The 21693-nt window shown below is 70.0% G+C and carries 20 protein-coding genes; 15 read left to right on the plus strand and 5 right to left on the minus strand.

Features of this window, described 5'->3' with window-relative positions; genetic code table 11:
• Positions 1-207 precede the first annotated feature (207 nt).
• Genes ABD056_RS14965 through ABD056_RS14980 form a run of 4 tightly spaced genes read left to right on the plus strand, consistent with a single transcriptional unit; the run spans position 208 to position 3850 of the window.
• The gene (locus ABD056_RS14965) at positions 208-1485 is read left to right on the plus strand and encodes a molybdopterin molybdotransferase MoeA (protein ID WP_343867875.1); all 1278 of its coding nucleotides are present in this window, start codon (positions 208-210) and stop codon (positions 1483-1485) included.
• 12 nt (positions 1486-1497) lie between these two features.
• Positions 1498-2070, plus strand: a complete 573-nt coding sequence (locus tag ABD056_RS14970) for a DUF2478 domain-containing protein (RefSeq protein WP_343867877.1) — start codon at positions 1498-1500, stop codon at positions 2068-2070.
• Positions 2067-2585 carry a molybdopterin-guanine dinucleotide biosynthesis protein B gene (gene mobB / locus ABD056_RS14975; RefSeq protein WP_343867879.1) on the plus strand — a complete coding sequence of 173 codons (519 nt, stop codon included), beginning with the start codon at positions 2067-2069 and terminating at the stop codon, positions 2583-2585. The genes ABD056_RS14970 and mobB overlap by 4 nt, the downstream gene beginning before the upstream one ends.
• On the plus strand, positions 2582-3850 hold the full coding sequence (locus tag ABD056_RS14980) for a molybdopterin molybdotransferase MoeA (RefSeq protein WP_343867881.1): 1269 nt from the start codon (positions 2582-2584) through the stop codon (positions 3848-3850). Before mobB ends, ABD056_RS14980 begins: the two co-directional genes overlap by 4 nt.
• 46 nt (positions 3851-3896) lie before the next feature.
• Here ABD056_RS14980 and sppA read toward each other — a convergent pair whose 3' ends face one another.
• Both sppA and ABD056_RS14990 read right to left on the minus strand, forming a co-directional pair.
• Positions 3897-5702 carry a signal peptide peptidase SppA gene (gene sppA / locus ABD056_RS14985; protein ID WP_343867883.1) on the minus strand — a complete coding sequence of 602 codons (1806 nt, stop codon included), beginning with the start codon at positions 5700-5702 and terminating at the stop codon, positions 3897-3899.
• Between the two features lie 72 nt (positions 5703-5774).
• Positions 5775-6479, minus strand: coding sequence for an MOSC domain-containing protein (locus ABD056_RS14990; RefSeq protein ID WP_343867885.1), 705 nt, complete (start codon positions 6477-6479; stop codon positions 5775-5777).
• A gap of 134 nt (positions 6480-6613) precedes the next feature.
• Here ABD056_RS14990 and ABD056_RS14995 point away from each other — a divergent pair, with 134 nt between their 5' ends.
• The 5 genes from ABD056_RS14995 to ABD056_RS15015 all read left to right on the plus strand — a co-directional run bounded on the left by ABD056_RS14995 (position 6614) and on the right by ABD056_RS15015 (position 11463).
• Positions 6614-9016 carry a ligase-associated DNA damage response DEXH box helicase gene (locus ABD056_RS14995; protein ID WP_343867887.1) on the plus strand — a complete coding sequence of 801 codons (2403 nt, stop codon included), beginning with the start codon at positions 6614-6616 and terminating at the stop codon, positions 9014-9016.
• Positions 9016-9717: a ligase-associated DNA damage response endonuclease PdeM gene (gene pdeM / locus ABD056_RS15000; RefSeq protein WP_343867889.1), complete on the plus strand. Its 702-nt coding sequence runs from the start codon at positions 9016-9018 to the stop codon at positions 9715-9717. The genes ABD056_RS14995 and pdeM overlap by 1 nt, the downstream gene beginning before the upstream one ends.
• Positions 9718-9752: 35 nt before the next feature.
• A complete protein-coding gene (locus ABD056_RS15005) occupies positions 9753-10010 on the plus strand; it encodes a type II toxin-antitoxin system VapB family antitoxin (protein ID WP_343867890.1) in 258 nt (85 codons plus the stop codon).
• Positions 10007-10420, plus strand: coding sequence for a type II toxin-antitoxin system VapC family toxin (locus ABD056_RS15010; RefSeq protein ID WP_343867891.1), 414 nt, complete (start codon positions 10007-10009; stop codon positions 10418-10420). The genes ABD056_RS15005 and ABD056_RS15010 overlap by 4 nt, the downstream gene beginning before the upstream one ends.
• Positions 10421-10503: 83 nt before the next feature.
• Positions 10504-11463: a methyl-accepting chemotaxis protein gene (locus ABD056_RS15015; RefSeq protein WP_343867893.1), complete on the plus strand. Its 960-nt coding sequence runs from the start codon at positions 10504-10506 to the stop codon at positions 11461-11463.
• Here the strand turns inward: ABD056_RS15015 and ABD056_RS15020 are convergent.
• A complete protein-coding gene (locus ABD056_RS15020; RefSeq protein WP_343867894.1) occupies positions 11435-13294 on the minus strand; it encodes a sensor histidine kinase in 1860 nt (619 codons plus the stop codon). The genes ABD056_RS15015 and ABD056_RS15020 overlap by 29 nt on opposite strands.
• Positions 13295-13365: 71 nt before the next feature.
• The gene (locus tag ABD056_RS15025) at positions 13366-14775 is read right to left on the minus strand and encodes a hypothetical protein (protein ID WP_343867895.1); all 1410 of its coding nucleotides are present in this window, start codon (positions 14773-14775) and stop codon (positions 13366-13368) included.
• Positions 14776-15152: 377 nt separating this feature from the next.
• Here ABD056_RS15025 and ABD056_RS15030 point away from each other — a divergent pair, with 377 nt between their 5' ends.
• Together ABD056_RS15030 and ABD056_RS15035 are read left to right on the plus strand one after the other, a co-directional pair.
• On the plus strand, positions 15153-15590 hold the full coding sequence (locus ABD056_RS15030) for a VapA/VapB family virulence-associated protein (RefSeq protein WP_343867896.1): 438 nt from the start codon (positions 15153-15155) through the stop codon (positions 15588-15590).
• 168 nt (positions 15591-15758) lie between these two features.
• Positions 15759-16196 (plus strand): VapA/VapB family virulence-associated protein, encoded by a 438-nt coding sequence (locus ABD056_RS15035; protein WP_343867898.1) that lies wholly within the window; start codon positions 15759-15761, stop codon positions 16194-16196.
• Positions 16197-16280: 84 nt separating this feature from the next.
• Here the strand turns inward: ABD056_RS15035 and ABD056_RS15040 are convergent, their stop codons facing one another.
• Positions 16281-17351, minus strand: a complete 1071-nt coding sequence (locus ABD056_RS15040; RefSeq protein ID WP_343867899.1) for a LysR family transcriptional regulator — start codon at positions 17349-17351, stop codon at positions 16281-16283.
• A gap of 170 nt (positions 17352-17521) precedes the next feature.
• On the opposite strand from ABD056_RS15040, the gene ABD056_RS15045 reads away from it, so the two are divergent.
• The 4 genes from ABD056_RS15045 to ABD056_RS15060 all read left to right on the plus strand — a co-directional run bounded on the left by ABD056_RS15045 (position 17522) and on the right by ABD056_RS15060 (position 21689).
• Positions 17522-18391 carry an ABC transporter permease gene (locus ABD056_RS15045; RefSeq protein WP_343867901.1) on the plus strand — a complete coding sequence of 290 codons (870 nt, stop codon included), beginning with the start codon at positions 17522-17524 and terminating at the stop codon, positions 18389-18391.
• The gene (locus tag ABD056_RS15050) at positions 18388-19275 is read left to right on the plus strand and encodes an ABC transporter permease (protein WP_343867903.1); all 888 of its coding nucleotides are present in this window, start codon (positions 18388-18390) and stop codon (positions 19273-19275) included. The genes ABD056_RS15045 and ABD056_RS15050 overlap by 4 nt, the downstream gene beginning before the upstream one ends.
• Before the next feature lie 52 nt (positions 19276-19327).
• Positions 19328-20491, plus strand: a complete 1164-nt coding sequence (locus ABD056_RS15055; RefSeq protein ID WP_343867905.1) for an extracellular solute-binding protein — start codon at positions 19328-19330, stop codon at positions 20489-20491.
• 97 nt (positions 20492-20588) lie between these two features.
• Positions 20589-21689 (plus strand): ABC transporter ATP-binding protein, encoded by a 1101-nt coding sequence (locus ABD056_RS15060; protein WP_343867907.1) that lies wholly within the window; start codon positions 20589-20591, stop codon positions 21687-21689.
• Positions 21690-21693 lie beyond the last annotated feature (4 nt).

The raw sequence follows: 21693 nt of genomic DNA on the forward strand, positions 1-21693 counted from the left end.
GGAAAGGCAGGGCGGTCATGCGGGACACCTGGAAATGGCGCAGCAACGGCGGCATGGTCGGCTGCCGCCGGCGCCCCGGCAAAGGCGCATCCGGCGCGGCGGCCGGCGCGAACGGCGCAGGCGGGAGGAGGTAGCCCCGGCGCCGGCAGCGGCCTTTCCGGCGTTGTGGTGGGAGGCGGCGGTGGAGTATCCTCCGCGATCAACGAGATGGCGATGTTCTTCCCGATGCAGGATCTCAACGATTGCTTCAAGGCGCCGGACCAGCTCCTGCGCCTTGACGACGCGCTGGCGATGCTGGCCGAGCGGCTGTTCCCGGTGGTCGGCACCGAGACCGTGCCGCTGGCCCGGGCGCTCGGCCGCGTGCTGGCGGCGCCGGTGCGGGCGGTGACGGCCAATCCGCGCTTCGACAACGCCGCCATGGACGGCTACTGCCTGCGCGCCGCCGATCTGGCGGTGGACGGTCCCACCACCCTGCCGGTCATCGGCCGCCATGCCGCCGGCGAGGAGCCGGGGGCGCCGCTGGCGCCGCGCACCGCCGCCCGCATCTTCACCGGCGCGCCGCTGCCGCCGGGGGCCGATGCGGTGGTGATGCAGGAGGACTGCAGCCTCGACGGCGACCGCGTGACGGTGCCGGCCGGCATCGCGGCGGGCAACTTCGTCCGCCGGGTGGGGGAGGATTTCGCCGATGGCGCGGTGGTGCTGGAGCCCGGCCGCCGCCTGCGGCCGCAGGACATCGCCATGGCCGCCGCCGCCGGCTGCGCCACCCTGACCGTGTTCGAGCGCCTGAAGGTGGGCGTGCTCGGCACCGGTGACGAGGTGGTGGAGCCCGGCCGGCCGCTCGGCCCGGCGCAGATCTACGCCAGCAACCGCTACGGCCTGCTGGCGGCGCTCGAAACCCTCGGCGTCGCCCCGTCCGACCTCGGCCACCTGCCCGACGACCGTGCCGCCACCGAGGCGGCCCTGCGGGCAGCCGGCGACAGCCAGCACCTTGTCGTCACCTCCGGCGGCGTGTCGGTGGGCGGCGAGGATCATGTGGTGGCGGCGGTGCGGGCGCTGGGCGAGGTGCATGTCTGGCGCATGGCGGTGAAGCCGGGCAAGCCGACCACCCTCGGCACCGTCGGCAAGGCGGCCTTCGTCGGCCTGCCGGGCTACCCCGTCTCCACCCTCGCCACCTTCATGATGGTGGCGCGGCCGGTGATCCTGCGGCTGTCGGGGGCCACGGCGGAGCCGCTGTTCCCACCCGCCTACCCGCTGCCGGCCGCCTTCAGCTTCGCCAAGAAGCACCGCCGCCGCCAGTTCGTGCGGGCCTGCCTGGAGGCCACCGCCACCGGCCCGCAGGTACGCCTCTACCCCAGCCAGGAGCCGCACGTGCTGTCGTCGCTGGTGCTGAGCGACGGGCTGGTCGACCTGCGCGAGGACTGCACCGGCGTTGCCCCCGGCGATCTGGTGTCGTTCATTCCCTATGCCCACCTCCTGCCGGTGTGAGGAGCCGACGCCATGAACAGTGACGAGCAGGTCCGCATCGGCGTGGTGGTGCACGATCGCGGCGACGAGGGCGAGGACGTCTTCGCCGCCTTCATCCGCGACGTCCTGCTGCCGCGCGCCGGCGACTGCCGCATCGGCGGCCTGTATCAGGAAACCGTCCGCAACCCCGCCGGCCCGAACCTGATGGAGCTGGTGGACGTCGGCAGCGGGGCCCGCTTCGCCATCTCGCAGCGGCTGGGCTCGGGGTCCGATTCCTGCTGCCTTGATCCGCGCGGGCTGGCCGATGCCTCGGCCCACCTGCGGGCGGTGCTGGAGAGCGGCGTCGACCTGCTGATCGCCAACAAGTTCGCCGGCGCCGAAGCCGACGGCGAAGGGCTGGCGCCGGAGATTTTCGAGGCGGTCAGCCGCGGCATCCCGGTGATGCTGCTGGTGTCGCGCCGCTACCTGCCGGCGTGGCTGGCCGCCGCCGGCGGCCTCGGCACCCAGATCGCGCCGCGGCCGGATGCCATGTGGGCGTGGGTGGCGGGCCTCGGCCTGCCCGTCGCCGCCGCCTCCGACAGTGTTGAGGAACAGACCGCATCATGAAGATTTTCGGCCTCGCCGGCTGGAGCAACAGCGGCAAGACCACCCTGATGATCGCCCTGGTGCAGGTGCTGACGGCGCGCGGCTTCCGCGTGTCCACCGTCAAGCACGCCCACCACCGCTTCGACGTCGACCAGCCGGGCAAGGACAGCTTCCGCCACCGCGAGGCCGGCGCGACGGAGGTGCTCATCACCTCCGGCGCCCGCTGGGCGCTGATGCATGAGCTGCGCGACGAGGCGGAACCGGCCCTGGAAGAACTGCTGCCGCGCATGGCGGCGGTGGACCTGGTGCTGATCGAGGGCTTCAAGCGCCACCCCCACGACAAGATCGAGGTTCACCGCCCGTCGGTCGGCAAGGAGCCGCTGTGGCCGGGCGATCCGTCCATCGTCGCCGTCGCCAGCGACGAGGATCTGCCGGGGCTGGACCGGGCGCGGCTTGATCTCAATGCCCCGGAGGCGGTGGCCGACTTCATCCTCGACCGCCTCGCCCTGCCGCGCCGCAAGGAGACCGCCGCATGAGCCGCCCCGACGCGCCCGCCTCCGTCGACGCCTTCGCCCCCTCCGCCGACATGCTGCGCGCCGACGAGGCGGTGGCGCGCCTGCTGGCGCTGGTGACGCCGGTGGCGGAGACCGAGCGGGTGGCGCTGACCGAGGCCTACGGCCGGGTGCTGGCGGAAGACGTGACCTCCGACCGCAACGTGCCGCCGCACGACAACTCGGCGGTGGACGGTTACGCGGTCCACTTCGCCGACCTGTCGGCGGAGGCGGAGACGCGGCTGCCGGTGGCCTTCCGCATCCCCGCCGGCCAGATGCCGCCGCGGCCGCTGGCGCGGGGGGAGGCGGCGCGCATCTTCACTGGCGCGCCGGTGCCGGCCGGCGCCGACACCATCATCCCGCAGGAACCCTGCCGCGAGGACGGCGGCGCCGTCGTGCTGCCGCCGGTGCGCAAGGCCGGGCAGAACCTGCGCCGGGCCGGCGAGGATATCGTCGCCGGCCAGTGCATCCTGGGCGCCGGCACCCGCCTGCGGCCGCAGGAAGCGGGCTACATCGCCTCCGTCGGCACGGCACGGCCGCTGGTCTACCGGCCGGTGCGGGTGGCGGTGTTCTCCACCGGCGACGAGGTGCGTGACCCCGGCGCCGACGCGCCGCCGGGCGCCATCTACGACAGCAACCGCTACGTCCTCATCGGCCTGCTGCGCGACCTCGGCTGCGTGGTGGAGGATTTCGGCATCCTGCCCGACGATCCCGGCCGCATCCGCAGTGCACTGGCCGAAGCGGCGGCGCGGTCGGACGTGGTGCTGACCTCCGGCGGCGTCTCCACCGGCGAGGAAGACCACGTCAAGGCGGTGCTGAGGGAGCTGGGCTCGCTGGAGTTCTGGCGCGTCGCCATCCGCCCCGGCCGGCCGCTGGCCGTCGGCCGCATCGGCGAGGCGGCCTTCATCGGCCTGCCGGGTAATCCGGTGGCCGTGTTCGTCACCTTCATGATGTTCGCCCGGCCGCTGATCCTGCGGCGCATGGGCCTGCGCGAGGTGATGCCGCAGCCGCTGCCGGTGCGCGCCGGCTTCGCCTTCAAGAAGCGGGAGGGCCGCCGCGAGTGGCTGCGCGCCTCGCTGGAGCCGGGCGACGACGGCCTGCCGGTGGCGCAGCGCTTCCCCAGCGAGGGGTCCGGCATCCTGCGCAGCGTCGTCACCAGTCACGGCCTGCTGGCGCTGCCCGAGGACGCCGCCGCCATCGAGCCGGGCATGGTGCTCGACTTCCTGCCCTTCGACAGCCTGGTGCGCTGATCCCGCCGCCGGCCCGCCGCCGGCGGGACCGGCACCGCCGGAGCCGTCAGCGGCCGTCGCCGGTGTAGGCGGGCAGGGGGGTGCTGAGGCTGCCGCCGTGGCCGGCTGCCCCTTCGGCCGCCTGCAGCCGCGCCGCCACCGGCTCCAGCACGCCGACGATACGCGCCAGCTGCGCCAGGGCGCGGGCGTCGCTGCCGATCAGCGGGCCGCTTTCGAACAGCGCCATCAGCTGCTCCAGGGTCGAGCGCGGACGCGGGAAGGGCACCAGCGACACCGGCTGGTCGGTGGCGATGTTGGCCCGCCGCTTGGCTTCGGCCAGCGCCGCATCCAGGCCGCCCAGCTCGTCCACCAGCCCGGCTTCGGCCGCCGCCACGCCGGTCCAGATGCGGCCGCCGGCGACCTTCAGCACCTGTTCCTTGGTCATGCCGCGGGAGTCGGCGACCTTGGTGACGAAGTCGTCGTAGATCCAGTCCAGGTGGCGCTGGAACTTCTGCCATTCCTCCCAGGTGAAGGACTGGTGCGGGCTGAACATGGTGGCCGGGCCGCCGGCGGAGACGGCATCCCACTGCACGTCCAGCTTCTGCCACATGTCCTGCAGCACGAACTTGCCCGAGATGACGCCGATGGAGCCGGTGACGGTGCCGCGCTCGGCGACGATGTGGTCGCCCGCCATGGCGATGAAGTAACCGCCGGAAGCCGCCACGTTGCCCATGGAGACGATGACCGGCAGGCCGTTCTCGCGCACCCGGCGGATCTCCCGCCAGATGGTGTCGGAGGCGACGTAGGAGCCGCCGGGGCTGTCGATGCGGATGATGAGGGCGCGGGTGGCGGTATCGTCGGCGGCGTCGCGGATGGCGCGGGCCATGGTGTCGGAGTGGATGGCGGTTTCGCCGCCGAACACGCTGTCTTCCGCCTCGCCGCGCAGCACCTGACCGGTGGCGTGGATGAGGGCGACCTGCGGCCGGTTGCCGGCGGTGGGGTCGGGCAGGCCGCGGGAATAATCCTCCAGGCTCACCGTCTCCCGCGTGCCGCGGTCGGCGAACAGGGCGTTTTCCGTCTCGTCGCGGTAGGCGAGGCGGTCCACCAGCCCCGCCTCCACCGCTTCGCCCGGCAGCAGCGGCGAGGCGACGGCGGCCTTCTCCACCGCGTCGGGCGTCAGGCCGCGGTCGGTGGCGATGTCGCCCCGCACCTGGTCCCAGAACCCGCCGAGCAGGGCGGTCAGGCTCTCGCGCTGGGCGTCGCTCATGCTGCGGCGGGTGACGCTGTCGAAGGCGTTCTTGTGGTCTTCGCGGGCGTCGACCTGCGGCTGCACGCCGATGTTTTCCAGCAGGCCGCGCAGGAACGGCACCTCGCTGGCGAACCCGAGCGGACCGACGCCGCCCGACGGCTGCATGATCACCTGATCGAAGGCGGCGGCGAGGTAGGTGTCGAGGACGTCGCCACCCTCGTTCAGGGTTTCGCCGAACACCCAGGCCGGCTTGCCGGCGGCGCGGAAGCGGGCGACGGCGGCGCGCAGTTCCTGCGCCTGGGCGAGCCCGGCGCCGGTGCCGCCCACCTCGGCCAGCAGGGCGGTGACGGCGGGGTCGCCGGCGGCGTGGTCGATGGCCCGCACCGTCGCCGCCAGGGTCGCGCCGCCACCGCCGCCGAAGCCGCCGAAGCCGGCCGCCTCGCCTTCGGGGAAGGGGCGCCGCAGGTCGACGGTGAGGACGAAGCTGTCGGGCCGCTTGGCGTCGGTCATGGTGCGCGGCAGGTCGAGGCTCGCCACCCCCCACCACAGCAGGCCGACGATGCCGATGGTCAGCAGGCCGACGACGGCGAGGAGACCAAGCAGAAACCGGCCGAGCGCACGCATCCCATACTCCCGCATCAGTGGTCGCCGGGGCACCCTAGGCCGCGCCCGCCGTGCGGTCAACCCGGCCGGAGGTCAGGCCGGCTGTCGGCTGCCGAGGCGTTCCGACCAGTCCTCCACCGCCATGGTCTCCAGCCGCCGCGCCGCCAGCCGCCGCCAGCCGGCCGCCAGCTGCGGCAGATCGGCGATGGCGGCCAGCGCCTCGCGGTTGAGCATGTCGTGGTAGAGGACGTGCAGCACGCGGGCGAGGCTCCAGTCCGGTTGCGGCCGATCCACCAGGGTCATGGGGCTGCCGGGGCCGATCTCGCCGGCCTCCAGCACGCGGTAGTACCAGCCGGTGCGGCCGGTGGTCTGCACGCGCCTGGCCATGTCGGCGGTGTCGAAGCGGACGTTGAGCTTCCAGCACGGCTGGCGGGCCTGGCTGACCTGCAGCAGGGCGGTGCCGATGCGGTAGGTGTCGCCGACGCAGACGTCGGCCTCGGTGATGCCGGTGGTGGACAGGTTCTCGCCGAACGCCCCGACCACGTTGAGGATGGCCGGCGCCCCCGGCTGCAGATCCTCCACCCAGGTGGCGTAATGGTCGCGCGGGTAGTGGTGGACCGCCTTGTCGGCATCGCCATGGTTCTTGGTGTCAGCCACCTGATCGCCGGCGAACCCCTCCGGCCCGACGGCCACCGGCGCGGCGACCGGGTAGCGGCTGGCGATGGTGCTGGTGCGGCCCGGCGGCCCGAAGGGGCGCGGCGTGCCGATGAGCACGGTGGTGATGCGAAGCTCGGTCATGGCGGCTGGCGTCCCTGGTCGTGGTCTTATGGTTGCCGGCAAGGATGCCCGCCGCGCCTTTCCGGCGCCAGGGCCACTTTCCGCCGCCCGTCCTCGGCATTAGGTAGAGGCATCACCACCATCCGCCGCCGCCGATGCCGCCTGCCGATCCTCTGCCGCCGCCGCTCGCCCGCTGGTTCGCCGCCCGTGGCTGGACCCTGCGCGACCACCAGCGCGCCATGCTGGAGGCGGCGGCGGCCGGGCGCAGCGCCCTGCTGATCGCCCCCACCGGCGGCGGCAAGACGCTGGCCGGCTTCCTGCCGAGCCTCGCCGACCTGACGCGGGCGCCGCGCGAGGGCCTGCACACGCTCTACATCTCGCCGCTGAAGGCGCTGGCGGTGGACGTTCACCGCAACCTGGAACAGCCCATCGCCGAGGCCGGGCTGCCGGTCAGCCACGAGACCCGCACCGGCGACACCCCCGCCGCCAAGCGGGCGCGGCAGCGCAGACATCCGCCCAACCTGCTGATGACGACGCCCGAAAGCCTCGCCCTCATGCTGTCCTATCCCGATGCGGCGGCGCTGTTCGGCGGGCTGGCGGCGGTGGTGGTGGACGAGCTGCACGCCCTGGCCGGCACCAAGCGCGGCGACCAGCTGGCGCTGGGCCTCGCCCGGCTGCGGGCGTTGCGGCCGGGCGTGCGGGCGGTGGGGCTGTCGGCGACGGTGGCGCAGCCGGAGGCGCTGGCCCGGCATGTGGCCCCCGATGCGGTGGTGATCCGCGGCAGTGCCGGGGCGGTGGCCGACGTGCGCATCCTCGACGCCGCCAAGGACCCGCCGTGGTCCGGCCACATGGCCCACCACGCCATGCCGGAGGTGATGGCGCAGATCCGCGCCCATCGCACCACCCTGGTGTTCGTCAACACCCGCGCCCAGGGCGAGATCGTCTTTCAGGCCCTGTGGAAGCTGAACGACGAGGCGCTGCCCATCGCCCTGCACCACGGCAGCCTCGCCGCCGAGCAGCGCCGCAAGGTGGAGGCGGCCATGGCGGCGGGCAAGCTGCGGGCGGTGGTGGCGACCAGTTCGCTCGACCTCGGCATCGACTGGGGGGCGGTGGATCTGGTCATCCAGATCGGGGCGCCCAAGGGCTCGGCCCGCCTGATCCAGCGCATCGGCCGCGCCAACCACCGGCTGGAGGCGCCGTCCCGGGCCCTGCTGGTGCCGGGCAACCGCTTCGAGTACCTGGAGTGCGAGGCGGCGCTCGATGCCATGCGGGCCGGCGAGCTGGACGATCCGCCGCCGCGGGTCGGGGCGCTCGACGTGCTGGCGCAGCATGTGATGGGGGTGGCCTGCGGCGGCGCCGTCCATCCCGACGCCCTGTTCGCCGAGGTGCGCACGGCGGCGCCCTATGCCGACCTCGACCGCGATACCTTCGATGCCGTGGTGCGCTTCGTGAAGGACGGCGGCTATGCCCTGAAGACCTACGACCAGTATCGCCGTCTGGCGCCGCTGCCCGATGGCCGCCTGAAGGTCGCCAACCCCCGCTTCGTGCGCGACTGGCGCATGAACGTCGGCACCATCGTGGAGGCGGAGACGCTGAAGGTGCGGCTGGGGCGCGGGCCCTATCTGGGGGAGGTGGAGGAGTATTTCGTCATGGGGCTGTCGCCCGGCGACACCTTCATCTTCGCCGGCCAGACCCTGCGGTTCGAGGGCGTGCGCGAGATGACGGTGATCGCCACCCGCGCCCCCGGCAGCGACCCCAAGGTGCCGGCCTACATGGGCGGGCGGCTGCCGATCTCGCAGCGTCTCGCCGACCGGGTGGTGGCGATCCTGGCCGATCCGGCGCGGCGGGCGGCGCTGCCGGCGGCGGTGCGCGACTGGGCCGACATCCAGGACGCCCGCTCCACCCTGCCGCGCCCCGGCACGGTGCTGGTCGAGACCTTTCCGCGCCAGGGGCGGGAGTTCCTGGTGGCCTACAGCCTCGCCGGCCGCAACGCCCACCAGACCCTTGGCATGCTGCTGACCCGGCGGATGCAGCGCCTGGGCCTCAAGCCGCTCGGCTTCATCGCCAACGACTACGCCATCGCCGTGTGGTCGGTGGGCAGCGCCGCCGACCATGTGAACCGCCTGTTCGACTACGACATCCTCGGCGACGACCTGGAGGAGTGGATGGCCGAAAGCCCCATGCTGAAGCGCGCCTTCCGGCAGGTGGCGGTGATCGCCGGCTTGGTGCAGCGGCGGGTGGCGGGGGCGGAGAAGTCGGGCCGGCAGGTGACCTTCAACTCCGACCTCATCTACGACGTGCTGCGCAAGTACGAGCCCGATCACGTTCTGCTGCGCGCCACCCGCGCCGATGCCGAAGGCGGCCTGATCGACCTGCACAGGCTGACCGACATGCTCTATAAGGCGCAGGGGAACATCGAGCACCGGCGGCTGGCGCGCGTCTCGCCGCTGGCCGTGCCGGTGCTGCTGGACATCGGGAAGGAAAGCATGGCGGGCGCCATTGTGGACGATCTTCTGGACGAAGCGGCGGCGGACCTGATCGCCGAGGCGGTGGGCTGATGCTGGTCAAGGGCGTGATGCTGCTGCCGGACCCCACCGGCGCTCTGGTGTGGCCCAAGGAACGCACCCTGGTGGTCGCCGACATGCACCTGGAGAAGGCGGCGACCCTGGCGCGGCGCGGCGCCGGCCTGCTGCCGCCCTACGACACGCGGGAGACGCTCGGCCTGCTGGAGATGCTGATGCGCCGCCACGCGCCGAAGCGGCTCATCGCCCTGGGCGATGCCTTCCACGATGCCGAGGCGGCCAAGCGCCTGAGCGACACCGATGCCGCCCGCCTGCGCAAGCTGACGGCCGCCACCGACTGGGTGTGGATCACCGGCAACCACGACCCGGTGGCGCCGCTGCACCTGGGCGGCCGGGCGGCGGCGGAAGAACGCCTCGGCCCGCTGGTGTTCCGCCACGAGCCCACCCCCGGCCCGCGCGCCGACGGCGAGGTCGCCGGCCACCTGCACCCCAAGGCGGCGGTGACGGTGCGCGGCGAGCGGCTGTCGCGGCCCTGCTTCATCACCGATACCCGCCGCCTGCTGCTGCCGGCCTTCGGCGCCTTCACCGGCGGGCTGGAGGTGTGGGATCCGGCCATCCGCACCCTGTTCGGGCGCGACTTCACCGTGTTCCTCACCGGACGCGACAAGGTCCACAGCGTCCACGCCGGCCGCCTCGACCGCCCGGCCAAGGTGGACGCCCGCCCGCCGCAGGCGTAAAGTGCAGGAGAGGCAAGCAACGCCCGGAGACCCCCATGTACGTGAGAAGCCAGCGCGCCGAAGACCTCGCCCGCAAGCTCGCCGAGCGCACGGGCAAGAGCATCTCCCAGGTGGTGGAGGATGCCCTCGACGAGCAGTGGCAGCGCGTGGAGGGGGAGGGTGAGCGTGAAGGCGCGGGCGAGCCCGCCGGCCTCGACGAACTGATGGTGCTGGCGCGGGACTGCGCCAGGCACCTTGGGGATCGCCGTCTCGATACCGACGACCTCTACGACAGGGACGGCCTGCCGCGGTGATCATCGACACCTCTGCCTTGGTGGCCATTCTTCAGGGTGAAGAGGATGCCGTCGACCTGATGCGCACGCTGCAGCAGGCGACCCTCCGCATCATGTCGGCAGCATCCTACGTGGAACTCGGGCTGGTGATCGACAAGCTGCGGGACCCTGCCTACAGTGCCATGGTGGATCGGCTGCTGATGCGGGCGGCGATCAGGATTGCCCCCGTCACCGCCGCCCAGGCCCGCCTCGCCCGGGAGGCGTACCGCCGCTATGGCCGGGGATCGGGGCATCCGGCGCGGCTGAACTACGGCGACTGCTTTTCCTACGCGCTGGCGCGGGACCGGGCGCTGCCGCTGCTGTTCAAGGGCGACGACTTCCCGCACACGGATATCATACCGGCGCATCGGCCGGTTATGCCTGAAGTATAGGCACCCGCTGCTGCCGCTTAAGATTTGTTCACGTCATGCTAGTGTCACCGCCTGGGGGAAGTCGTCCACTGGGGAGGGGGCGCATGCCGGAACGCATTCTGACGCTTGCGACAAAAATAAGCACGCTGGCGACCGTGAAGGTCGACGAGATCCAGAAGGTCACCAAGGCCACCAACATCCTGGCTCTGAACGCCCTGATCGAGGCCTCCCGCGCCGGCGAGGCCGGGCGAGGGTTCGCCGTCGTCGCCAACGAGGTGAAGGAAATCTCCGGCCGGGTCACCGTCATCGCCGATGAACTGCGCGAACTGTTCCGGCAGGAGGTGATCGACCTGCAGGAGACGGCGCAGCGGGTGCGCGGCTCCCGCCTCACCGATCTGGCCGGCTACGCCATCGAACTGATCGACCGGAACCTGTACGAGCGGTCGTGCGACGTGCGCTGGTGGGCGACCGACAGCGCCGTGGTGGAGGCCTGCGCCGATCCGACGCCGGAGCGCTGCCGCCATGCCTCCCGCCGCCTCGGCGTCATTCTCGACAGCTATACGGTCTACCTCGACCTGTGGGTGGTGGACCGCGACGGGCGGGTGATCGCCAACGGGCGGCCGGATCGCTACCCCGGCGCCGTCGGCGCTTCGGTGGCCGGCGAGGCGTGGTTCCGCGATGCCATGGCCACCCGCGACGGCGGCGCCTACGCCACCGCCGTCCGCCGCGACGGCGAGGCGCGCGGGCCGGTGACCGGCGTGCTCGGCATCTTCTTCGACTGGGAACAGCAGGCCGACGCCATCGTCCGCGGCCTGCGCTTCACCGACGAGGAGCGCGCCCGCACCCGCGTGCTGCTGCTCGACAGCCGCCACCGCATCATCGCCAGCAGCGACGGCGCCGGCGTGCTCACCGAGACCTATCCCCTGGTGTGCGGCGGCAAGGCCAGCGGCGCCTATGTCAACGAGGCCGGGCGCATGGTCGGCTTCGCCGTCACCCCCGGCTACGAGACCTACCGCGGGCTCGGCTGGTACGGCGTCATCGATCAGGCGCCGCGGGCGCTGTAGGGGGCTCCGTCACCGGCAGGGCGAAGGCGACCACGGTGCCGACGCCGCTCGGCTCGTTCTCCACCGTCAGCCAGCCGCCGTGGCTTTCGATGATGCTCTGGCTGATGGGCAGGCCGAGGCCCATGCCGTTGGGCTTGGTGGTGAAGAAGGGCTCGAACAGGTGGTCGCGGCCGTCGGCGGAAAGGCCGGGGCCGCTGTCGTGCACCGCCACCAGCACCGCCGCCGCCTCGCGATCCAGGGCGCTGCGCAGCACCAGCCGCCGTTCCGCCGGCGGCACCGCCTGCATGGCCTCGACGGCGTTGCGCATCAGGTTGACCACCACCTGCTCCAGCTGGATGCGGTCGGCGTTGACGGTCGGCAGGTCGGCGCCGAGGGTCAGCTGCACCTGGGTCTGACCGTGGCGGCATTCCACCGCCAGCAGGTCGGCGGCATTGCGCAGCACCTGGTTGACGTCGAGCGGCTGGCGCGCGTCCTCTCCCTTGCGGAGGAAGCTGCGGATGTTCTGGATGATGCCGGCGGCCCGCTGGGCCTGGGCGACGATGTTGCGGATGGCGGTCAGGATCTCGTCGGTGCCGCCGCCGTTGCCCCCGGTACCGTCACCGCGCCCCTGTTCCAGCCGGCGGATGCAGCCATTGGCGTAGTTGGTGATGGCGGCCAGCGGCTGGTTGATCTCGTGCGCGAGGCCGGACGCCAGTTCCCCCATGGTCGACTGGCGGGAAACATGCGCCAGTTCGGCCAGCCGCAACTGCGATTCCTCCTGCGCCTTGCGGCGTTCGTCCATCTCGCGGTGCAGTTCGGCGGTGCGCCGCGCCACCAGCCGCTCGGTGCGCAGGTGGAACAGGCCGGCCAGCAGCAGCAGCGCCCCCGCCAGGGCCGGCCACTCCCAGTACCGGCGCAGCATTTCCGCCATCACCTCGCCGGGTTCCAGGGCGAAGGGGCCGATGCGCAGGTCGGCGTAGAGATCGTAGACCGGCTGGTAGCTGAGCGGCACCGTCCATTGGGTGGCGCCGCGCGGCAGGGGTTCGGTGGTGCCGAGGCTGAGCAGCGCCACCGCCAGCTGCTTGGCCAGGGCGCGGTCGGTGTGGCGCAGCTTGGCGAACGGCCAGTCGGGGTAGAGGCGGGTCGACAGCAGGCAGGGGAAGTCGTCGGCCGGCATCGGGTTCAGGATGTGGAAGTCGGCCAGGGCGATGCGTCCCTCGGCGGCCATTTCCTCCAGCAGGCAGGCGCGGACGGCGGCGGCATCGGTGCGGCCGTCGCGCACGTCATAGACCAGCTGGTCGAGCGGGAAGCCGGTGAAGCGCAGGTCCTTGAAGTCGCTGAAGGGGTCGATGCCGGCCGCCTGCAACTCCCGCCATGCCACCTGGAAGCCGCCGAAGGCGTGCCGCTCCACGGCGGTGAAGACGGAGCCCTTGAGGTCCGACAGGGTCTGCAGGTCGTCGCGGTCGGCGCGGGTGAAGATGACCGAGCCGATGGCGGCCCGCGGCGTGCCGTGGTCGGTGGTCTCCAGGGTGGCGAGGCGGGTGACGGCATGGGCCGCCTCCAGCTCCACGTAATGGCCGGGGTTGGTGATGATGAAGTCGACCTCGTCATTCATCACCGCCCGCCGCATCGCCTCCAGGTCCAGCGGCACCAGCACCAGCTGATGGTCGGGCAGGGCGGCGGCCAGGGCCTGGACGGTGGGCGTCCACGCCGCCACCGTCGCCTCCGGCCCGCGGATGGCGAGGGTGCCGATGCGCACGTCGGCGGCATCGGCCGGCCGGACCCCCGCCGCCAGCCCCGACAGCAGGGCAAGGGCGGCGGTGGCCGCAAGGATGAGGACACGGCTGATCATGGCGGAAGCCCCTGGCTTGGCCAGTCTGTCCTACCACTTCCGGCGGGCGGCGTCATCCTGCCGGCGGCGGGTCAGATCAGGGCGGTGACGATGGAGACCAGATTCTTCACCGCCGATCCGGCGGAGGCAATGTTGCTGCCACCGTCGATGATCTTGTAGAGCTTGATGACCCCCGGCCGCGTCGCCGTCAGAACCTCCACGTCGCTGCGCGCCTTGATGCGCAGGTCCATGCGCTTTTCCATCACCTTGTTCTCGTTGGCGACGGCCTCGAAAGCCTCGTCATAGGCCGCCGACAGCTTGCGGGCCAGCGCCGCGTCGATGTCGGCCACCTGACCGATCTGCTTTTCCAGCTCGCGGAACTTGGTGCGGATCTGCGGCAGGACCTTCTTTTCGTAGTCGACGCACTTCTTGGTGTATTCGTCGGTGGTCTTGGACAGGTCCTGGATGCCGTTGACCCACGGCGCCCCCAGGAAGGACTGGAACTCGGTCCATTCCACCTTGGCGCGGGTGGCGGTTTCGTACATCTCCACCACCTCCTTGTTGGCCTCGATGAGCTTTTCCTCGGTGGTGGCGATGTCGCGGGCGTACTTGTAGGTGGCGGACAGCATGGTCACCAGCGTCTTGCCGTTGGTGGCGATGGCGGGAAGGATCACCGCCAGCGCGGCGCCGCCGGTCAGCACCGTCGCCGTCACCGACAGGGTGATGCCCACCACCCCCTTCACCACCGTGAAGGCGAAGCCCTTCTTGTAGTCGGAGGCGATCTTGAACTTGGTGAACCAGTCCTTGCAGATGGAATCCACCATGGCATCCACGTCCACCCGATAGCGGGCGATGATGTTGGTGCATTCCTTCATCATGGCCTGGACGGCCTTGTCCTTGTCCTTCGCCGCCACCGCCTTGGGCGCGGTGGAGTCGACGTAAGTCGCCAGTTCCTCCTCCAGGTCGCGGATCTTGTTGCTGCAGCGCGTGATCAGCGTCTGCACCAGGCCGTCGATCTCGTCCTCCACCATCTTCGCCAGGCGGACGGAGGTTTCGGCGAAGCCGACGGTGAAGCTTACCGGCTTCAGCTCCACCTGCTTGGACTTCACCCGCCCGAACACGTTGTCGCTGCGGCTGATGGCGTTGGGCAGGCGGATGTTGACCGGAAGCTTTTCCTCCAGCGCCGAGCGGAACAGGGTCTCGATGGTGTCCATCTCGCCGACCAGCTTCTGGACTTCCTTCTTGTAGTCGGCGTTGCTGTCGGCCTTTTCGGCGGCCACCAGTTCCTTCTCGTAGGCCGTGGCAGTCTTCTTGAAGGCGGCGAGGGCCTTTTCCATGGTGGCGGCATCGCCGTCGGCGGCCTTGTCGAGTCCCCGGCAGGCGTCGGCCATGCCGCTGCGGCTGAAGATGCCGAGGAACTTGCCGCTCGGCTTCTTCTTGCCCGTGGCCCGCTCGAACGCCGCCTTGGCCCCCTGCCATTGCTTCAGATACTCGTCCGCCATCGGCTCATCCTCCCCATGCATGATCCCCCGGAGCCGGCAGCCGCCGATCATCCGACTGACATAGTACGCCTTCAGGTCCGGGAGGAAAGGCCCGTTACGCGAAAATGGCGGGGAAGCGCGGTGGACTTCTCGCGCCGAGAGCACGCAGGAGCAGCAGGTGTCCCCGCTGTCAACGGCAGCCAGACGGCGCTTTTCCGGCGGGCTGTTCAACCCAAGACTGGCTATTTCGCCTGTGGCGTCAGATCCGGACGGAAAACAACCCTATTGTGCGTGAGGGCGAGTGGTGCAACTATCTCCATGGCGTGCATGAAGAGATTTATGCGCGTCTAACGTGAACGGGCCGGTTGGGGAAACCGGCCAGCAAGGGGAGATTTTGCATGTTCAATAAGCTGGTGACCACCAAGGAGATCCTGGCGCACGACATGGTGTCGCACCTCCAGGGCAAGCTTCCGGACGACAAGCTGCAGGCTGCGGTGGAGAGGTTGCTCGCGCTGACCAACAAGTATCCGGCGACCGGCAACGTGGCGAGCCTGATCTTCTATCTGAAGGTCCAGGTCTCCATCACCGGCGGCAAGACCTTTAACGGCAATGCCGGTGGTGCCGCTCTGCCGGGCGGCGGGGCCAATTTCGGTGACGTCTACACGGACGACATCGACCGCCTGTACCGCGATACCGTGAGCTTCCAGGTCAACTCCACCTACACGTACTTCAACGTCAACTTCTTCGATCGCAATTCGTACCTGCTCGGCCACTACCAGGCGGGTGCTATCTCCACCGTGACGGGCATCGGTGGCGGCACCGGGTCGTGGAGCTGACGGCGGAGCGCCCCGAGGACGGGGCGCGTGAGGGGACGCATGGGCATGGCCCTTATGCCGAGGCCGGCGAGGATCATCCGCCGTCTCGTCTGCAAGGGCAGATCCGACATATGCGCGCATAACGTGAACAGGCCGGTTGGGGAAACCGGCCAGCAAGGGGAGATTTGCATGTTCGACAAGCTGGTGACCACCAAGGAAGTCCTGGCGCACGACATGGTGTCGTACCTCCAGGGCAAGATTCCGGACGAAAAGCTGGAGGCCGCGGTGGAGACGATGCGCAAGCTGTCCAAGAGGCATGCAGCCAACGGCAACCTGTGGAGCATGGTCTTCTATCTGCAGATTCAGGTTGCCATCGACGGCGGCAAGCAGTTTCAGGGTCGCGCCTTCGGGATCAGTTTTCCGGGCGGCGGGGCCAATTTCGGTGATGTCTATACGGACGACATCGAACGCCTGTACAAGGCCACTACGACTTTCCAGTTCAACTCCACTCCGATCTACTTCAACGTCAACTTCTTCGATGACGACTGGAACCTGCTCGGCCACTACCATGCGGCTGCCATCTCCACCGTGACGGGCATCGGTGGCGGCGACGGGTCGTGGAGGTGACGGCGTAGCACTCCGGGAACGAGCGCGCGTGAGGGGAAGGCGGTAGCCCTGGCGGCTGCCGCCTTCTTCCCTTGCCCGGACCGGTCACGGTACGTCCGGTGCCGCCGTGTCGCGGGGCCGGCCGGGCATGGGGTAGGGGTAGATGCGTTCGCGGGCCGGCGTGGCGGCCACCTTCTCCCGCAGCGCCTCCACGAAGGCCGCTTCGGCGCGGTTGAGGTGGGCGGCAGGGTTGGTGATCAGATAGACGTCCACCGCCGGCGGCGAGTCGTAAGGCGGCAGCGGCCACAGGCGGCCGTCGCGGACGTCGGCCTCCACCACGTGCATGGGCATGGGCCCGATGCCGAGGCCGGCGAGGATCATCCGCCGCACCTCCTCCAGGTTCGAGGTGGTGCCGACCACCCGGCCCTCGATGCGCTCCTGCGTGCGCAGCAGGGCCACCGGGCGCAGCACGCCCGACAACTGATCGGTCTTGAAGCTGACCAGCGGCTGGTCGCGCAGATCGGCGATGGTCAGGTCGGTGCGGCCGAACAGCGGGTTGCGGCGGCCGCAGAAGAACTGGAAGTGCTCGCGGAAAAGCACTTCGTACCGCAGCCCCGGCACCCGGTCATACACGAGGCAGACGCCGCAGCTGGCGGTCTTGTGCTGCACCTGCTGGGTGACGTCGGTGGAGGTGGTGACGTCGATGGAGAAGGTGACCAGCGGGTGGCGCTGGTGGAACTCCGCTAGCACGTCGTCCAGCAGCGGCGTCTGCACGTGGCTGGCCATGACGATGGAGACGTGGCCGGAAATCTCCTCGCGGATGTCGCGCAGCAGCACGTTCAGGCGCGAGATGTTGCCGTAGATCTCCACGCACTCGCGGTACAGCAGGTCACCATGGGCGGTAACGCGGAAGGTGCCGGCGCCGCGCTCCACCAGCCGGCGGCCCAGCTGCCGTTCCAGCCGCTTCAGGCGGTTGGAGACGGTGGGCTGGGCCAGCAGCATGCGGTCGGCGGCGCGGGTGATGCCGCCTTCCTGCACGATCATCATGAAGGTGCGCAGCAGGTTCCAGTCCAGCTGGCGGGTGAAGCGTTCCAGCGCCGCCAGCCGGTCGAGGGCGTCGGCGCCGTCGCTGGCGTCGCTCAGGTCGTCCAGGCCGCGCCCGCTGCCATCCCCCATGCCATCGCCTCCGCCACATTCCCGAACGCTATGCCGGGGATTGTGACTATCTATTTCCTAAATGTCGACGCCGCTGGTTAGACTTTCCCCATCCTCAGAGGCGGCCGCCAGAAGCCGCCTGCGGCGCCCAAGCCGCCATCGACCGAACAGGGAACAGGGATCTTCATTCCGTGAGCAGCCTTGCCGAAACCAAGGCGCGCCCGTGGCTTCTGCTGTCCCCCGCGCTGGGGACGCTGGGCTTCCTGCTGCTGGCGCCGCTGTGCTTCATCGTCGTCTACAGTTTCTGGCTGCGGACGGCCACCGGCGCCGATGTCGGCGGCTTCCACCTGGACAACTGGGCGGAAGTGCTGTCGGACGTCTTTTACCACGACATCCTGGTCTACACGGTGCGCATCGCCCTGATGACGACGGTCGTTTGCGCCGTCGTCGGCTATGTGCCGGCCTACTTCATCGCCAACACGCGCATGAAGAACAAGGGCCTGCTGCTGATGCTGCTGATGCTGCCGTTCTGGATCAGCTACATCATCCGCACCCTGTCGTGGATCAATATTCTCGGCACCAGCGGGGCGGTGAACGCGCTGCTGCAGTGGGCCGGGCTGACCGATACGCCGCTGCAACTGCTGTATAACGAGGCGACGGTGATCCTCGGCCTCGTCCACTACCTGCTGCCGTTCATGATCCTGAACGTCTACGTCAGCGTGGTGGGCATCGACGGCAATCTGGTCTCCGCCGCCCGCACCCTGGGCGCCACGCCCTTCGGGGCCTTCCTGAAGGTGACGCTGCCGCTGTCGCTGCCGGGTCTGGCGGCGGGAAGCCTGCTGTGCTTCGTGCTGGCGGCCGGCACCTACATCACGCCGCTGATCCTGGGCGGGCCGACCAACGCCATGTTCGCCAACCTGATCTTCGAGGCGATCATCATCCAGCTGAACTGGCCGCTGGGGGCGGCGCTCTCCATCGTGCTGCTGGTGGTGCTGGGCACCGTGGTCACCCTCTACGGCCGCCTCATGGGCCTCAACCAGCTGTCGAAGAGCTTCGGATGATGCAGACGACCACCGCCGCTTCCCCCGCAGCGCCGGCCGCCGCCGCGTCCACCGTGCAGGCGCCCGCCCGCCGCCGCCGGTTCCGTCTGCCGCGGCCGACCGGCTGGAGCGTCCTGCGCCTGCTGACCGTGCTGGTCTATGTCTTCATGTTCGCGCCCATCGTGGTGGTGGTGCTGCTGAGCTTCAATTCCAGCCGCTTCGGCACCTTTCCGCTGGAGGGCTTCTCCCTGCGCTGGTTCGAGGCGCTGTGGGCCAACGATGCCATCGTTTCCGCCTTCCAGACCTCGCTGCTGCTGGGGGCGCTGACGGCCATCATCTCGACGGCCATCGGCATTGCCGCCAGCCTTGCCATGGTCCGCTACGACTTCCCCGGCAAGGGGCTCATCAACACCCTGCTGATCACCCCGATCCTGGTGCCGGAGGTGGTGCTGGGCGTCGCCCTGCTGCTGTTCCTGCGCTGGATGTCCATTCCCCGCAGCTTCGCGCTGCTGCTGATGGGCCATGTGCTGATCACGCTGCCCTTCGTGGTGCTGGTGGTCCAGGCGCGGCTGACCGGCATCAAGCCGGTGTACGAGGAAGCCGCCCGCTCGCTCGGCGCCAATGCGTGGGAGACCTTCTTCCGCGTCACCCTGCCGCTGCTGATGCCGGCGGTGTTCGCCGGGATGCTGTTCGCCTTCACCATCAGCTTCGACGACGTGACGGCGACGCTGTTCTGGAAGTCGGGCGGCACCGAGACCGTGCCCACCCAGATCTTCGCCATGCTGCGCAATTCCATCAGCCCGGAGATCAACGCCCTCGGCACGGTGATGATCGTGCTGACCGTCTCCCTGCCGCTGATCGCCGGCTTCCTCGCCCGCCGCTTCGCCAGGGGCGGCCGGACCTGACCCGCCTACTCAAAAAAACAAACCACCCGAACAGGACAGAAGAGGCTTCATCATGGACGACAGCATCCGGTACCAAAGGCTTCTTGAGCGCTATCGCAACGGCGATCTCTCCCGCCGCGGCTTCTTCGGCCTGCTGGGCATCGCCGGCATCGCCGCCGGCGTGGTCGGCGGTGGCCTCACCCTGGCCGGCCGCCAGGCCCTGGCCCAGGCGGCGGCCAAGCCGGAGTCGGTGCGGTTCGACGGCTGGGGCGGCGTCACGTCGGAAGCCTTCCGCAAGCACGCCTTCAATCCCTATGAAAGCAAGACCGGCATCAAGGTGGTGGAGGGTACCTTCGCCTCCGGCGACGAGTTCCTGACCCGCGTCAAGGCCGGCCGCGAGGGCGAGTTCAACGTCTTCCATGCCTCCGGCGTGTTCGATTACGCCCGCTATGCCGGGCTCGGCTACGCCGTGGAGCTGAACGAGGCCAACATCCCGAACCTCGCCCTGGTCATGCCGGCGCTGATGGAGCCCTATCGCGGCGTCACCGGCGGCACGCTGTCGGCGGTGCCCTACGACTACGGCACCACCGGTATCGCCTACAACCGCGACCACATCTCCGACGAGGAGGTGAAGGAATTGGGCGCCGGCATCCTGTGGGCGGAAAAGTACAAGAACAAGATCGGCGGCTGGAACGACTGGCGCACCCGAATCTGGTATGCCGCGCTGTACACCGGCCAGGACCCCAACGACATCCAGGACATGGACGCGGTGTGGCAGGCCCTGCGCGACCACCGCAAGAACATCCTGAAATACTGGACCTCCGGCGCCGAGCTGATGAGCCTGCTGGCCTCCGGCGAGATCCATGTCACCGAGGCGTGGTCGGGCCGGGTGGCGGCGTTGCAGCAGCAGGGCCACAACATCGGCTACCATGACCCGAAGAACGGCTTCGCCTGGCAGGAATGCCTGATGGTGCTGAAGGGCAGCCCCATGGCGGCCACCGAGGAACTGCTCGACTTCATGCTGGAGCCGGAGGTCGCCATCGCCGTGGCGGAAGGCCAGAACTACCCGCCGTCGCTCGACCCCACAAAGGTGGACCTGGGCGAGAAGATCCCCAAGCTGCCGGCCTATGACGCCACCGGCCAGCTCGCCCACCTGACCTTCGCCAGGCCGGACTACTGGAACGGCAACGAACAGGAGTGGGCGAAGATGTTCGGCCGCATCGAGAAGGGCTACTGAGCCCGAACCGGGACGGTGGCGGCGGCGGTCCTTCCCCCCCCCCTGCGCCGCTGCCGCCGCCGTCCCTCCTTCCGCCGCACCAGAGGACCCGCCTGCCATGACCGACATCGCCGTCCGCCTGACCGACGTGGAAAAGCACTACGGCAACGTCCAGGCCGTCACGGACATGACCCTCGACATCCCCGAGGGCAGCTTCGTCACCCTGCTTGGCCCCTCCGGCTGCGGCAAGACGACGACGCTGCGCATGATCGCCGGGCTTGAGAGCATTTCCGCCGGCGAGATTGCCATCAAGGGCCGGCGGGTGAACGAGGTGCCGATCCACAAGCGCAACCTCGGCGTGGTGTTCCAGAATTACGCTCTGTTCCCGCACATGACGGTGGCGGAGAACGTCGCCTTCGGCCTCAAGTACCGCAAGGTGGCGAAGGCGGAGGCGCGGGAGAAGGTGCGCCGTGCCCTGCAGATGGTGCGCCTGCCGCACCTGGAGGACCGCAGCCCGTCGCAGCTGTCGGGCGGCCAGCAGCAGCGCATCGCCCTCGCCCGCGCCATCGTGGTGGAGCCCGACGTGTTGCTGCTGGACGAGCCGCTGTCGGCGCTGGATGCCAACCTGCGCGAGGACATGCGGCTGGAACTGAAGCGCATCCAGCGCGAGCTGGGCATCGCCACCGTCTTCGTCACCCACGACCAGGGCGAGGCGCTGGCCATGTCCGACAAGGTGGTGGTCATGTCCAACGGCCGCATGGAGCAGGTCGGCACGCCGGAGGAGGTTTACAACCGCCCCGCCAGCCACTTCGTCGCCGACTTCCTCGGCAACTCCAACTTCCTCGCCGGGCGGGTGGAGGCGGTGGCGCCGGGGCTGGTGACGGTCGCGCTCATCCAGGGCGACCTGCGCCTCGTCATCGCCAGCGGCGGCCGCTTCAGGCCCGGCGAGGTGGTGCAGGTGGTGGTGCGGGCCGAGCGCATCAGCCTCGGCCGCGAGCCGGAACCGCTCGGCGGGCCGCTGAACAGCGTCGCCGGCGTGGTCACCACCGTCGATTACCAGGGCCTCAACGCCCGCTACTTCGTGGAGGCCGGCGGCCAGCGCCTGCAGGTCATCAACCCCATCGACCGCGCCCCGTTCCGCGACGGCGACCGCGTCATGCTCCACCTGCGGGCGGAGGATGCGGTGATCCTCGACGAAACCGGCCGCGTTCACCACTGAACCA

Source organism: Caenispirillum bisanense, assembly GCF_039523075.1.
In the GTDB taxonomy this organism is placed as follows: Bacteria; Pseudomonadota; Alphaproteobacteria; order Rhodospirillales; family Rhodospirillaceae; genus Caenispirillum; species Caenispirillum bisanense.

Excerpts from the sequence above, each read along its gene's own strand:
- ABD056_RS14965 (WP_343867875.1), top strand. The coding sequence starts at position 208 with ATGGCGATGTTCTTCCCGATGCAGGATCTCAACGATTGCTTCAAGGCG.
- ABD056_RS14970 (WP_343867877.1), top strand. The coding sequence starts at position 1,498 with ATGAACAGTGACGAGCAGGTCCGCATCGGCGTGGTGGTGCACGATCGC.
- mobB (WP_343867879.1), top strand. The coding sequence starts at position 2,067 with ATGAAGATTTTCGGCCTCGCCGGCTGGAGCAACAGCGGCAAGACCACC.
- ABD056_RS14980 (WP_343867881.1), top strand. The coding sequence starts at position 2,582 with ATGAGCCGCCCCGACGCGCCCGCCTCCGTCGACGCCTTCGCCCCCTCC.
- sppA (WP_343867883.1), bottom strand. The coding sequence starts at position 5,702 with ATGCGTGCGCTCGGCCGGTTTCTGCTTGGTCTCCTCGCCGTCGTCGGC.
- ABD056_RS14990 (WP_343867885.1), bottom strand. The coding sequence starts at position 6,479 with ATGACCGAGCTTCGCATCACCACCGTGCTCATCGGCACGCCGCGCCCC.
- ABD056_RS14995 (WP_343867887.1), top strand. The coding sequence starts at position 6,614 with ATGCCGCCTGCCGATCCTCTGCCGCCGCCGCTCGCCCGCTGGTTCGCC.
- pdeM (WP_343867889.1), top strand. The coding sequence starts at position 9,016 with ATGCTGGTCAAGGGCGTGATGCTGCTGCCGGACCCCACCGGCGCTCTG.
- ABD056_RS15005 (WP_343867890.1), top strand. The coding sequence starts at position 9,753 with ATGTACGTGAGAAGCCAGCGCGCCGAAGACCTCGCCCGCAAGCTCGCC.
- ABD056_RS15015 (WP_343867893.1), top strand. The coding sequence starts at position 10,504 with ATGCCGGAACGCATTCTGACGCTTGCGACAAAAATAAGCACGCTGGCG.
- ABD056_RS15020 (WP_343867894.1), bottom strand. The coding sequence starts at position 13,294 with ATGATCAGCCGTGTCCTCATCCTTGCGGCCACCGCCGCCCTTGCCCTG.
- ABD056_RS15025 (WP_343867895.1), bottom strand. The coding sequence starts at position 14,775 with ATGGCGGACGAGTATCTGAAGCAATGGCAGGGGGCCAAGGCGGCGTTC.
- ABD056_RS15030 (WP_343867896.1), top strand. The coding sequence starts at position 15,153 with ATGTTCAATAAGCTGGTGACCACCAAGGAGATCCTGGCGCACGACATG.
- ABD056_RS15035 (WP_343867898.1), top strand. The coding sequence starts at position 15,759 with ATGTTCGACAAGCTGGTGACCACCAAGGAAGTCCTGGCGCACGACATG.
- ABD056_RS15040 (WP_343867899.1), bottom strand. The coding sequence starts at position 17,351 with ATGGGGGATGGCAGCGGGCGCGGCCTGGACGACCTGAGCGACGCCAGC.
- ABD056_RS15050 (WP_343867903.1), top strand. The coding sequence starts at position 18,388 with ATGATGCAGACGACCACCGCCGCTTCCCCCGCAGCGCCGGCCGCCGCC.
- ABD056_RS15055 (WP_343867905.1), top strand. The coding sequence starts at position 19,328 with ATGGACGACAGCATCCGGTACCAAAGGCTTCTTGAGCGCTATCGCAAC.
- ABD056_RS15060 (WP_343867907.1), top strand. The coding sequence starts at position 20,589 with ATGACCGACATCGCCGTCCGCCTGACCGACGTGGAAAAGCACTACGGC.